This window comes from Acetobacter thailandicus, from assembly GCF_011516655.1.
Classification (GTDB): Bacteria; Pseudomonadota; Alphaproteobacteria; order Acetobacterales; family Acetobacteraceae; genus Acetobacter; species Acetobacter thailandicus.
Genome location: NZ_WOSV01000003.1, coordinates 244,555 through 257,394, shown reverse-complemented (window position 1 = coordinate 257,394; position 12,840 = coordinate 244,555). Strand labels below are relative to the sequence as shown.

Annotated in this window: 7 protein-coding genes; all 7 read left to right on the top strand. The window is 51.0% G+C overall.

Annotated features, from left to right (window positions below; translation table 11 throughout):
- The first annotated feature begins 16 nt into the window (after nucleotides 1-16).
- Nucleotides 17-2,242, top strand: coding sequence for a ComEC/Rec2 family competence protein (locus GOB58_RS06240; RefSeq protein WP_265792929.1), 2,226 nt, complete (start codon nucleotides 17-19; stop codon nucleotides 2,240-2,242).
- A gap of 109 nt (nucleotides 2,243-2,351) precedes the next feature.
- Entirely contained in the window at nucleotides 2,352-3,542 is a 1,191-nt protein-coding gene (zapE, locus tag GOB58_RS06235) for a cell division protein ZapE (RefSeq protein ID WP_086554028.1), read from the top strand.
- Between the two features lie 288 nt (nucleotides 3,543-3,830).
- Nucleotides 3,831-6,692 (top strand): 2-oxoglutarate dehydrogenase E1 component, encoded by a 2,862-nt coding sequence (locus GOB58_RS06230; protein ID WP_173559618.1) that lies wholly within the window; start codon nucleotides 3,831-3,833, stop codon nucleotides 6,690-6,692.
- A 111-nt stretch (nucleotides 6,693-6,803) separates the two neighbouring features.
- Nucleotides 6,804-8,024 (top strand): 2-oxoglutarate dehydrogenase complex dihydrolipoyllysine-residue succinyltransferase, encoded by a 1,221-nt coding sequence (odhB, locus tag GOB58_RS06225; protein WP_173559617.1) that lies wholly within the window; start codon nucleotides 6,804-6,806, stop codon nucleotides 8,022-8,024.
- A 67-nt stretch (nucleotides 8,025-8,091) separates the two neighbouring features.
- Nucleotides 8,092-9,822 (top strand): dihydrolipoyl dehydrogenase, encoded by a 1,731-nt coding sequence (gene lpdA, locus GOB58_RS06220; RefSeq protein ID WP_173559616.1) that lies wholly within the window; start codon nucleotides 8,092-8,094, stop codon nucleotides 9,820-9,822.
- A gap of 90 nt (nucleotides 9,823-9,912) precedes the next feature.
- Nucleotides 9,913-10,887: a L,D-transpeptidase gene (locus tag GOB58_RS13070; protein ID WP_407651736.1), complete on the top strand. Its 975-nt coding sequence runs from the start codon at nucleotides 9,913-9,915 to the stop codon at nucleotides 10,885-10,887.
- 121 nt (nucleotides 10,888-11,008) lie between these two features.
- On the top strand, nucleotides 11,009-12,727 hold the full coding sequence (gene dld / locus GOB58_RS06210; protein WP_086554490.1) for a D-lactate dehydrogenase: 1,719 nt from the start codon (nucleotides 11,009-11,011) through the stop codon (nucleotides 12,725-12,727).
- Nucleotides 12,728-12,840 lie beyond the last annotated feature (113 nt).

Sequence of the window (12,840 nt, the reverse complement as noted above, 5' to 3'; positions counted from 1 at the left end):
GCAAAAGGAGCCATATGTGCTGACAGCTTATCGCGCATTCTGCACTATGGCAGCGATGAAAGGCAGAGTGACAGAATGTCTGCTGGCTGAACAGCGTCGTTTTATTGTGTGGGTGCCCGTTTGTCTGGCTCTGGGCATCGCGTGGTATTTTTCTCTGAGCTATGAACCTGCTGCGTTGCCGGGCGTGTGGGTGCCGCTTGCCGTTATTCTGAGCGGGTGGGTGTTAATGTGGCGAGGCTGGCTGAATGTGTGGTGCCGTCTGTCAGGTGGTGTCTGTGCGTCAGTGGCGGCAGGGTTTATGGCTGCGTGGAGTGCCGGGCATGCGCATACGCCCATGCCTGAGCTTCCCCGTCGCGCAACAGAGATAACCGCCGTCGTCAGGCATGTGAGTGACATGCAGCGTGATGGTCATTACATACGCAGTGTCGAACTGGCAGAGGCACGTTTTGACACATTCTATGATGACGGAATGCCTCCGTTACAGCGTATTATACGTCTCAAACTGCGTGAAGATGATCCTGTTGTCCTTGCTGCGGGTGATCAGGTGCGGGTGAAGGCTTTGCTTTTGCCGCCACCGTTCCCTTCTTTTCCTGGTGGCAGGGATATGCAGCGTGAGTTCTGGTTTGCTGATGTGGCAGGAACGGGGCGTGCACTGCGCCAGACAGAGCGTCTGGGGCACAGTTCAGTGTCTTTGTTGCATGAAGGAGAAGCGATTCAGGTTTTGCGTGTGGCGTGGAGCGCGCGTATTCGCGCAGCTCTGCCTGGCAGTGCCGGGGCTGTTGCAGCAACACTGCTTGTCGGCGAATCCGGTAGTATTCCTTCCGTGGTCAGGGAGCAGTTTGCCGCAGCCGGGCTCGCTCATATTCTCTCTGTTGCGGGCCTGCATCTTGGCCTGGTGATGATGGTGCTGTTCTGGCTGTCACGTTTTGCTCTGGTGTTATTGGAGAGAGCCGCGCTGTACTGGCCCTGTAAGGCAATTGCCGCATGCATCGCCCTGGCGGGTGGCGGGGCCTATGCTGTGATAACCGGGTTACATGTGCCGGTTATGCGCAGCCTGATAATGGCGTCAGTTGCTGTGGCAGGGTTGTGTCTGGGCAGACGGGTTATGTCGATGCGCGGGCTGGCTCTGGCAGCTGCCATTCTGCTTGTCTGGCATCCTGAATTTTTACTGACAGCGGCTTTTCAGATGTCATTTATGGCTGTGATGGCACTTATTGCAGGTTATGAAGTGCTGGGGCCAGAGCTATCTGCTTATCGTGCACGTTATGTCAGCAATAATCTGGCACGTATCGGGCACAGACTGGCCGGGCACGGTATGGCTCTTTGCATTACCAGCTTACTGGCCGGGTTATCGGCCCTGCCTGTTGTAATGGCACATTTTGGTGAAATTCAGCCCTATTTTCTGATCGCAAATCTTATAGTCGTACCTTTGATGGCGGTCTGGATTATGCCCTGGGGGCTCGTTACCTTTGTGCTGCTGCCTTTTCATCTTGAGGGGCTGGCCCTGGTACCCATGGGGTGGGGTATAAAGCTGACAATGCTGATTGCCAGGGTGGTGGCATCATGGCCGGCAGCGCATATGACTTTTTCTGGTATGCCCGTCCGGGGGCTGTGCCTTGTGCTGCTCGGGTTATGCTGGCTGTGCCTGTGGCGGCAGCGCTGGCGCTTACTGGGGTGTCTGCCCTTGTGTGTCGGGCTGTTATCATCATTGTTTGTGGCAAAGCCTGATATTCTGATCAGCCCCGACGGAGGGATGGTGGGGGTCAGGTCTGGCAGTGCTTTATGGCTGGGCGGGCAGGCGCATGATGCTGCATGGGTGAGCCGGGCCTGGCGACAGCAGCTTGCTGTCAGCGCGGTACATTCTTTCCCTCAGCAGGGGGAGGGGGCGGGAGGCAGGCTTATATGCGGTGAGGATAGCGGGCCTGGTGTGTGCGTGCTGATGGCGCATGATAAGGCGATTCTTATAGACCTGCGCAGTGCAGCGAATAGTGCGCAGCTGACCGCTGCAGCATGTGGCGGAATGGATGTTATTATCAGCGCAGCACCACTCAGGGGTAACTGCCCTGATGTGCCTGTCAGGCTTGATCGTTTTACGGCCTGGCGGCAGGGCGCACAAACCATTTTCATCGGGTTTCATACTCTGAGGGTACGCTCAGGGCGTGATGCTCAGGGTAAGCGCCCCTGGGTTATGGCTCCTGGCGGGCACGGGTTACCTGACCTGCCTTTAGCGCCCTCAGAATAAGGAGAAGTGGATAAGCTGAGGTATGCGGGAGAAAAAACCGGTCACGACATAGTTAGGTCCTATTTGTCCCCTTGCAGAACAGGCCCTCTCCCAGCTATCGGCGTTGGGTATGAATGACTCAAATGTAATTGATTCCTCAGTTTTGCAAAGACAGGGGCCTCTGGCAGCTTATCAGGCGCGTCTCGCGTCAGGTGAGCTCAGGTTTGACCCGGATCAGGAGCGGGTTGTTAAATCCTTTAATCAGTTGTGGATGCAGCTGGGCAATCTGCCGCCCAGGCGCTCTGCACCCAGGCCCGGGCTGCTGACAGGTCTGCTGCGCCGCGTTAAGCCTGAGCCACAGGTTAAACGTCCGCGCGGTTTATACCTTGTCGGGCGTGTTGGCCGGGGCAAGACGATGCTGATGGATCTGTTTTTTGAGTGTGTGCCCCTGCAGCGTAAAGAGCGTATTCACTTTCTGCGTTTCATGCAGGACGTACACAAAACGCTTTATGACATGAAGCGCAGCCACCCCAATATGGCTGACCCTATACCACCTCTTGCAAAAAATATTGCTTCGCGCGTTGATCTTTTATGTTTTGACGAGTTCCAGATTAATGACATCGCTGATGCTATGATTCTGGGGCGTTTGTTTGAGGCATTATTTGCCGAAGGTGTGATAATTGTCACCACTTCGAACACAGTGCCTGGTGAGCTGTTTCAGAATCGTCCCGGTGCGGATGCCTTTAAACCTTTCATTGCCATTATTCATCGCGAGCTGGATACGGTCGAGCTTGATTCTCCACGTGATTATCGCAGGGGCCGGCAGCAGGAGCAGACGACCTGGATTACACCGGCCGACTCTCAGGCAAAAAAATGTCTTGATGAAATTTTTGAAAAATATGCAGCCGGGCAGGAAGCCAGACCGTATACCATTCAGCTGAGCGGGCGTACGTTTGAGGTGGATCAGGCGGCTGGTTCAGTGGCCCGTTTCTCCTTCACTTCTTTGTGTGAACAGCCGCGTGGACCGGGTGATTATATCGCTCTTGCAAAGCAGTTCCCCGTTATTCTCATAGATGATGTGCGTGTGATCGGAGATGAGGAAACGAATCTCGCCAGGCGCTTCATTACAGTGATAGATGCCTTGTACGACAACGGAAATCTGCTGTTTGTGTCGGCTGAAGCGTCCCCCGATGAACTGTTCACGACAGGTGAGGGCGCTGATGCGTTTGCCCGTACTGCATCACGTCTTGCTGAGATGGGCAGCGAAAGCTGGCTTGAACGGGGCGCTCAGGCTGCGCGTGCAGCACATAGTGCTCTCTAGAGCGTGACAGCCAGGTATCTTGTCCCTGCTGCGGCCGCGGTTTAGCAAAACCACATGTGGGCTGAGTTTGTTCAGCTAAAAATATGACGTCACAGAGATGAGAGAGTGCACAGGGCATGATGTCGGAGAAAACAGTCAGTCAGAGGGTGTCGCGTGATTATAGTGCGGCAGTTCCTCTGTGGAGCTGTGGCGATGTGAAGGCGATGGCACTCTGTATTATGTCTGTGAAGAAAACATTACGAAGCCGCCTGGTGAGGTACAATTCAGGCTGGCAGGAGTCAGAGTGATATGACAGCTTCAGATACACTGGCATCGGCTCTTAACGGGGCTAATATTGCTTACCTTGCGGATTTATATGCACGGTGGGTTCAGGATCATAAAAGTGTGGATGTTTCTTTCGCGCAGCTGTTTGATTCTCTTGAAGAGGAAGAAGCTGCGGTTCTGAAAGATGCAGCGGGAGCCTCATGGGCCCCTCATGCTTCTATGATTACGGGCGAAGAGCCTGAAGCACCTGCAAAAGGTGCCGGTGCGGCCGATGGTCTTTCAGCGCAGCATAGTCTGGCTCTTGCCCGCCTGGTACGTGCTTACCGCACTTATGGCCACATGGAGGCAAACCTTGACCCGCTGGGTCTGAAGGTGCCTCAGCCACATGAAGAGCTCGACCCTGCGACCTATGGCTTTAGCAAAAAAGACATGAGCCTTGTGGTTTATGTTGGTGCCTTGCTCGAACCCCTGCTGAAGGGACCATCTGCTAAAGTTGGTGATGTCGTTGCAGCTTTACGCTCTGTTTACTGCCATAGCATTGGTGCCGAATACACCTATGCACGCAGCCATGAAGAACGTGAGTGGTTTCGCAAGCGCTTTGAAGGTGATAACTGGCAAAGTGGCCCCGGAGCTGATGAGCAGAAGCTCATCCTGAAAGATCTGACAGAAGCAGAAGGCTTTGAGGCATTCTGCCAGAAACGTTATGTCGGTGCTAAACGCTTTGGCCTTGAAGGGGGTGAGGTTTCTATCCCGTCACTCCATGCCATCATTAATCGTGCTGCAGGCAAGGGTGTTAAGTCTGTCACGATCGGTATGGCGCATCGTGGTCGTCTGAATACGCTGGCGAATATCGTGCGTAAGCCATATGTTGCCATTTTTAATGAGTTCTCTGGCGGTGCGTTTAAACCTGATGATGTCGCCGGTTCGGGTGACGTAAAATATCATCTGGGCTCATCAACTGATATCGAAGTTGATGGTCATTCCGTTCATATTACGCTCCAGCCTAATCCTTCTCATCTTGAGGCCGTTGATCCGGTTGTCTGTGGCAAGGTCCGCGCTATTCAGGATGATACCGGCGATACAGAACATCGTTCTGCCCATATGGGTATCGTGATTCATGGTGATGCGGCTTTTGCGGGTCAGGGTATAGTTTACGAAACCCTCTCCATGTCCCGCCTGAAAGGGTACCGCACCGGTGGTACCATTCATATGGTCGTGAATAACCAGATTGGTTTCACAACTAATCAGGAAAATGCTCACTCAGGTATCTATAATACAGACGTTGCAAAAGCTATTCAGGCTCCGGTCCTGCATGTGAACGGCGATGACGCCGAAGCGGTTATTTATGCGTCTCGCCTGGCTGAAGATTACCGTCAGGCTTTTGCCAGCGATATCGTGCTTGATATCGTCTGTTACCGTCGTCACGGTCATAACGAGATCGATGAGCCGACATTTACGCAGCCGGTTATGTATAAAGCCATAGCTGAGCATGAAACGCCTCATGCGCTTTATGCAAAGCGTCTGGTTGCTGCCGGCGTTGTTACAGATGATGAAGTAAAAGCGCAGTGGGATGCTTTTGCAGGCAAGCTTGATGCCGACTATCAGGCTGCTCAGTCCTATAAAGTGAATAAGGCTGACTGGCTTGAAGGATCATGGCTCGGGCTGCATGCTCCCTCTGGTAAAGCTGAGGATGTATATCCTGAAACCGGTATTGCTCTTGATACGCTGAAAACTATCGGTGCGGCACTGTCGACAACGCCTGAGAGTTTTGACGTTAACTCAAAAATTGCCCGTCAGCTTCGTGCAAAAGCGGATATGTTTGAAAATGGTACGGGTTTTGACTGGGCAACCGGCGAGGCTCTGGGCTTTGGCTCTCTTCTGCTTGAAAAACATCGTGTGCGTCTCTCCGGTGAAGATTGCCAGCGTGGTACCTTCAGTCAGCGTCATGCTGTATTAACCGACCAGGATAACCAGACAACCTATACCCCGCTCAATAATATTTGCGATGATCAGGCGCAGATTGAGATATGGAACTCTTTCCTCTCAGAATATGGTGTTCTGGGCTTTGAGTATGGTTATTCGCTGCGAAACCCTCAGGCTCTGGTGCTGTGGGAAGCTCAGTTCGGTGACTTTGCAAACTGTGCTCAGGTGATTATTGACCAGTTTATTGCATCAGGCGAGACAAAGTGGCTGCGTATGTCTGGTCTCATTATGCTGCTGCCTCACGGGTATGAAGGGCAGGGGCCAGAACATTCTTCTGCAAGGCTTGAGCGTTATCTTCAGCTCTGTGCAGAAAATAATATGTTTGTCTGCAATATAACGACCCCGGCAAATTACTTCCATGCCCTGCGTCGTCAGCTGAAGCTGGATTATCGTAAGCCGATGATCCTGATGGAGCCTAAATCTCTGCTGCGGCATAAACTTGCAGTTTCTGAGCTGGCTGACTTTGGCCCGGGTACACGCTTTGAGGCTGTGCTTGGCGAGGTGGATAAACTCGCCGCTGACAAAGATATTGAGCGCGTTGTTCTGTGTTCAGGTAAGGTTTATTATGACCTGCTGGCCGAACGCCGTGACAAAGAGCTTGATAACGTTGCCATCGTACGCCTTGAGCAGCTCTATCCTTTCCCTGAGACAGCACTGGCAAAAGAGCTTAAGCGTTATCCGAACGCAGAGGTTATCTGGTGTCAGGAAGAAACAGAGAACGGTGGAGCATGGCTCTTTGCTGACCGTCGGATAGAGAGTGCTCTTACTCTGGTAAAACATAAAGCCGGTCGTCCTGTTTATGTCGGGCGTGCCGCTGCTGCCAGCCCTGCTACAGGCCTCGCCCGTATACATGCGGCTGAGCAGACTGACCTGGTGGAAAGAGCGCTGGGCCTTAAAAAATAAAGGTCTTAGTGGTTAAGCTGATGACATTGCCTGCCGTATTATAGCGGCGCGAAAACAACCGGCAGGGGCAATAACCTGCTGGTCTGAGGTTGAAGAAGGTAAGGATTGAAGATGCCAGTTGAAATTAAAGTTCCTGCCCTTGGTGAGAGTGTTACGACTGCCACTGTTGGTAAATGGCTGAAGCAGCCAGGTGAAGCGGTTAAGGCTGACGAGGGTATAGTTGAGCTTGAAACCGATAAGGTCAGCGTTGAAGTGCCTGCTCCGGCTGATGGCTGTCTTGAAAGTCACGTCGTGAAAGAAGGTGACGAGGTTGAAGTCGGTGCGGTTCTGGCCCTGTTTGAAAAAGGTAAAGCCGGTGGTGCTGCTCCTGCTAAAGCGGCTTCTGCGCCAGCTCCGGCAAAGGCGGTAGCTCCGGTCGCTGCTGAAAAAGCACCGCAGCCAGTAGCAGCAGGAGCACCATTTGCACTGCCGGCAGCCCAGAAACTTATGACCGAAAATAATCTGAGCGCAAATCAGGTTGGTCAGGGTTCAGGTCTTGGTGGTCGTATTACAAAAGGTGACGTGCTTGGGTTCCTGTCTCAGCCACCTGTTAGCCAGCAGCAGGCAGCACCTCGTCCCCCACGTAAAGATGACCCGCGTGAAGAACGTGTAAAAATGACGCGCCTGCGTCGCACCATTGCACGTCGCCTTAAAGATGCGCAGAATACAGCAGCTATGCTGACAACCTTTAATGAGGTTGACCTGTCAGCTGCTATGGAACTGCGTAAGGAATATCAGGACTTTTTTGTTAAAAAGCATGGCGTAAAGCTGGGCTTTATGTCCATTTTCTCTCGTGCCGTGATTGCGGCCCTGAAAGAGTTCCCTGCTATTAACGCAGAAATTGATGGTGAAGACGTCATTTACCGTGATTTCGTGAACCTGGGTATTGCTGTTGGCGGGCCTAACGGTCTTGTCGTCCCGGTTATTCGCGATGCGGATAAAATGAGCTTTGCTCAGATTGAAAAAACCATTGCAGGTTATGGCAAAGCAGCCCGTGAAGGGACGCTGAAGATCGATGATCTGTCAGGTGGTACTTTCTCTATCACCAATGGTGGTATTTACGGTTCACTGCTTTCAACACCTATTCTTAACTCGCCGCAGTCAGGTATTCTGGGTATGCACGCAATCCAGGAGCGTCCGGTTGCTGTGAATGGTCAGGTTGTGATCCGTCCGATGATGTATACAGCTCTGTCTTACGATCATCGTATTGTTGATGGTAAAGAGGCAGTCAGCTTCCTGGTGCGTATCAAACAAAATGTTGAAGATCCGCGCCGCCTTCTTATTGACGTCTGATCGTCTGTGATCGGCAGGGTTCAGCCCTGCCGATTTTTTTTGTGAATGAATAAGAAAGGCAAAATTTATGCCAGTTGAAATTAAAGTTCCTGCCCTTGGTGAGAGTGTTACGACCGCTACTGTTGGTAAATGGCTGAAGCAGCCAGGTGAAGCGGTTAAGGCTGATGAGGGTATAGTTGAGCTTGAAACCGATAAGGTCAGCGTTGAAGTGCCTGCTCCGGCTGATGGCTGTCTTGAAAGCCACGTCGTGAAAGAAGGTGACGAGGTTGAAGTCGGTGCGGTTCTGGCCCTGTTTGAAAAAGGTAAAGCCGGTGGTGCTGCTCCTGCTAAAGCGGCCTCTGCGCCAGCTCCGGCAAAGGCGGCTGCCTCAGCCCCGGAAGTAAAAGCGGCTGCACCTGCTGAAGCTGAAAACGTTGATTATGATGTCATTGTTATTGGTTCAGGCCCGGGTGGGTATGTATGCGCAATTCGGGCAGCACAGCTTGGCTTTAAGGTCGCCTGTGTAGAAAAACGCGCAACCCTTGGTGGTACCTGCCTTAATGTTGGCTGTATCCCTTCAAAGGCATTGCTGCAGTCATCTGAAAATTATCATGCTGCGGCACATGATTTTGCAGCTCATGGTGTTGTGCTTGAAAAAGTTGGTCTTGACCTTGCTAAAATGCAGGCTCGTAAAAGCGAGATTGTGACAGCCAATACCAAAGGTGTTGAGTTCCTTTTCAAGAAAAATGGCATTACCTGGCTTAAAGGTCACGGTAAGGTTGAAGGTACGGGTCGCATTACTGTTGATGGCAAGCCGGTTACAGCAAAGCACATCATCATTGCTTCAGGCAGTGATAGTGCGAACCTGCCTGGCATCGAGATTGACGAAAAAGTTATTGTTACGTCAACAGGCGCGCTTGAACTGTCTTCAGTGCCTAAACGGCTTGTCGTGATTGGTGGTGGCGTTATCGGTCTTGAGCTGGGCAGTGTCTGGAATCGTCTGGGTGCAGATGTTACAGTCGTTGAGTTCATGAACCATCTGGTTCCGGGTATTGATAGCGAAGTGGCATCTCAGTTTCAGAAACTCCTGGTAAAACAGGGCTTTAAAATGAAACTGGGTCATAAGGTAACCAAAGCAGAAAAAACAAAGTCAGGTGTTGTGCTGACTGTTGAGCCTGCTGCCGGTGGCGCTGCTGAAACGATTGAGGCAGATGTTGTTCTGGTTGCTGTTGGCCGTACTGCTGCCAGCAAAAATATGGGGCTGGAAGAAGCCGGTATTGAACTGGATAAGCGTGGCCGTATTGTCACGGATGCACATTTTTCTACCAGTGTTCCCGGTATTTATGCGATTGGTGATGTTATTGCTGGTCCGATGCTGGCACATAAAGCAGAAGAAGAAGGCGTGGCTCTGGCAGAATTGCTGGCAGGTCAGGCTGGTCATGTAAATTATGATGCCATTCCAGGCGTTATTTATACATGGCCTGAAGTTGCTGCTGTTGGATTTACAGAAGAAGCACTAAAGGAAAAAGGTGTAGAGTATAAAACAGGTAAGTTCCCTTTCCTTGCAAATGGTCGTGCACGTGCTTTGGGTATGACTGATGGGTTTGTGAAAGTTCTCGCCTGTAAAAAAACAGATCGTGTTCTTGGTGTGCATATTATTGGCCCTTCTGCCGGTGAGCTGATTGCAGAAGCAACAATGGCTATAGAGTTTGGTGCTTCTGCTGAAGACATCGGGCGCGTTTGCCATGCACACCCGACATTGAGTGAAGCAGTGAAAGAAGCGGCTCTGGGTGCAGATGGCCGTTCTCTGAATATTTAAAATTTTTGACGAAGGGAGCACCAGAACTTTCCGTCGTCAGTGACCGGAGAGTTTGATTTGCACAGAGCAAAAATTTTTATTCTGGCATGCATGGTGTTTCCTGTTCCGCTCCTGGCGCATGCGCAGGAGCGGGCTGTCTCTCCTCTCGTTTCTGGTAGTGAAACACCTCAGTCGGAACAAACCAGTCCAGCTCCGGCAGATAAAATAACCTCTGACCAGCATACGGCCGGTAGTGAAACTCTTCCTGAAGTGCCAGCTATGCCGGATTATCCGACACTTGCTGTTGAGGATGTGCCAGCAGAAGTGCATCGCCTTACTCTCGCTTTTAACAAAGAGGTTGGCGGTGAAAAAAATATTTCAGCCGAGAAGAAAGCGCTCTGGATCAGCCTTGCACAGAAAGAACTGGCAGAGCATTCAGCAGACCATCCGCTGACACGTCCGCAGGTGCTGGTTGTTGTAGACCGTAACCCCGGGGTTCAGCGCCTTGCACTTATTGCAGCACTTCCTGGCGATGCTGAGGACTGGCAGGTTATCGGCGTGACCAAAATATCAAGTGGTACAACTGGTCGTAAATATTACTATATTACCCCGACAGGTGTTTTTGCGAATACATCAGATATTCTGGGCTACAGGGCTTTAGGTACGAAAAACGAGCATGGTATCAAAGGGAACGGTGTCAAAGATATGCGCGTGTGGGACTTTGGCTGGCAGTGGGCTGAAAAAGGCTGGCTGCCCTCACGTGAGAAAGGGCAAATTCGCCTTGAGATGCATGCGACTGACCCTGTTTATCTTGAGCCGCGCCTGGGGCATACTGCGTCAGAAGGATGTGTGCGCATCCCTGCAGCATTAAATATTTTCATTGATAAACATGGTCTGATTGATGCTGAATATGAGCGTACTGCCGCAATTGACAGGCGTTTTAGTGCCTTGCTGCGCAAAGATCGTAATCAGTCGCCTTTAGCAGGGTCTCTTCTCGTTGTGGTTGATTCAACGGATGCGCTGAAAGCGGCTCATCCGAGTAAGGTGGCTCAGTCTGTTCAGAAACAACATAATATGATCAGGTGAGTTTTAATATTACCTGCAGATATTATTAGATAAAATGGTTTTGTGTATAGCTTCTCTTTGCTATTTTCAAATAGCTTAACATTAGATAAAAAATAACAAACATTCAGGAGATTAATATCCCATGGCGCATGTACAATCTCAGCCAGATCACGCGCTTGTATCCGGTCTTAAAGCGATTGTTGGTAAAGAGCATGTGCTGAGTGGAGATGCTGACACGTATCAGTTCCGGCATGGGTTTCGTTTTGGGTCAGGTCAGGTGCTTGCTGTTGTAAGGCCGGGTACCCTTACAGAGCTCTGGCGGGTTGCTCAGGCTGCTGTGCAGGCTGATAAAATTATTATTATGCAGGCAGCTAATACCGGTCTGACCGGTGGCTCAACACCTGATGGCGATAATTACGACCGTGAGATAGTGCTGATCAGCACTTTGCGGCTTACAGGTATTCACCTCATCGGTGAGGGGCGCCAGGTTGTCTGCCTGCCAGGCTCTACATTGTATGAGCTTGAAAATAAACTGGCTCCGCTGGGGCGTGAGCCTCATTCAGTTATTGGTTCATCCTGCATCGGGGCATCCGTTCTTGGTGGTGTAAGTAATAACTCAGGCGGTGCTTTGGTACAGCGTGGCCCGGCTTATACGGAAATGGCTATTTTTGGCCAGGTTGGGGAAGACGGACAGCTGCGCCTGGTTAACCACCTGGGTATTAACCTGGGGGATGACCCGGAGGCTGTTCTGACACGGGTGCAAAATGGTGATTTTAGTGATGCTGATGTCACGTGGGATGCAGCCCGTGGGCATGATGACCGCTATATTCAGCATGTTCGTGACGTGGATGCAGACACTCCGGCACGGTATAATGCTGATCCTGCACGCTGGCATGAAGCTGCCGGTTGTGCCGGTAAGCTTGTGGTGTTCGCTGTCAGACTGGACACATTCCCTGCTGAGAAACGTTCCCATGTTTTTTATATTGGGACAAATGACACGCAGGAGCTTGAAGATCTGAGGCGTCATTTACTGACAGGCTTTGATGAGCTGCCGGTTGCTGGTGAATATATGCACCGGGATGCATTTGATATTGCTGAGAAATACGGCAAAGATACGTTTGCAGTTATTCGCTATCTGGGTACAGGATTTTTGCCCCGGTTTTTTGCCTGGAAATTGCACTTTGATGGCTTTGTTAAAAAATTCCGCTTTTTACCTGACAGCCCCAGTGACCGTTTTTTACAATTTGCCAGTAAATTTTTACCAGGTCAGTTGCCTAAAAGGATGCTTGAGTACAGAAATCGCTTTGAACATCACCTGATGCTTAAAGTTTCAGAGAAGCTGATGCCCGCTGTAAGAGTTTATTTGCAGGAGTATTTCAGCAAGGCCAGTGGCTCATTTTTTGAGTGCACGACAGACGAAGGTAAGCGTGCTTTTCTGCATCGTTTTGCTGCTGCCGGTGCAGCGGTGCGCTATCGTGCGGTGCATCACCGGGAGGCTGAAAATATTGTGGCTCTCGACGTGGCTCTGCGTCGTAATGACCAGGACTGGTTTGAAAAGCTGCCAGCCGAAATTGAAGAAAAGCTGATTGTTAAGCTCTATTATGGTCATTTTCTGTGCCATGTGATGCATCAGGATTATGTTGTGAAAAAAGGCTATGATGTCATGGCCGTTGAACACAGCATGTTGCCTGGCCTTGATGCGCGTGGTGCGCGCTACCCTGCTGAGCATAATGTAGGACATTTGTACCAGGCACCAGATGAAATGCTGGCGCATTATCGCACGCTTGATCCGTGCAATTGTCTCAACCCGGGCATTGGTCAGGCGACTAAAAAACGAAAATGGGTTGCTGAGAGCGTTTAGTTTTATAATGGTAAAGCTATTCGATTATTAATGACGTTTATTGGCGCTATTCCAGCATTGCCAGCAATATGAAGTATGCCTGTTTCGTTAGCTGAGGCTGCAAAGGTAGCTCA

What these genes read in the sequence shown, in the direction of transcription:
- zapE (WP_086554028.1), top strand. Translation starts at nt 2,352, where the DNA reads ATGAATGACTCAAATGTAATTGATTCCTCAGTTTTGCAAAGACAGGGG.
- GOB58_RS06230 (WP_173559618.1), top strand. Translation starts at nt 3,831, where the DNA reads ATGACAGCTTCAGATACACTGGCATCGGCTCTTAACGGGGCTAATATT.
- odhB (WP_173559617.1), top strand. Translation starts at nt 6,804, where the DNA reads ATGCCAGTTGAAATTAAAGTTCCTGCCCTTGGTGAGAGTGTTACGACT.
- lpdA (WP_173559616.1), top strand. Translation starts at nt 8,092, where the DNA reads ATGCCAGTTGAAATTAAAGTTCCTGCCCTTGGTGAGAGTGTTACGACC.
- GOB58_RS13070 (WP_407651736.1), top strand. Translation starts at nt 9,913, where the DNA reads ATGGTGTTTCCTGTTCCGCTCCTGGCGCATGCGCAGGAGCGGGCTGTC.
- dld (WP_086554490.1), top strand. Translation starts at nt 11,009, where the DNA reads ATGGCGCATGTACAATCTCAGCCAGATCACGCGCTTGTATCCGGTCTT.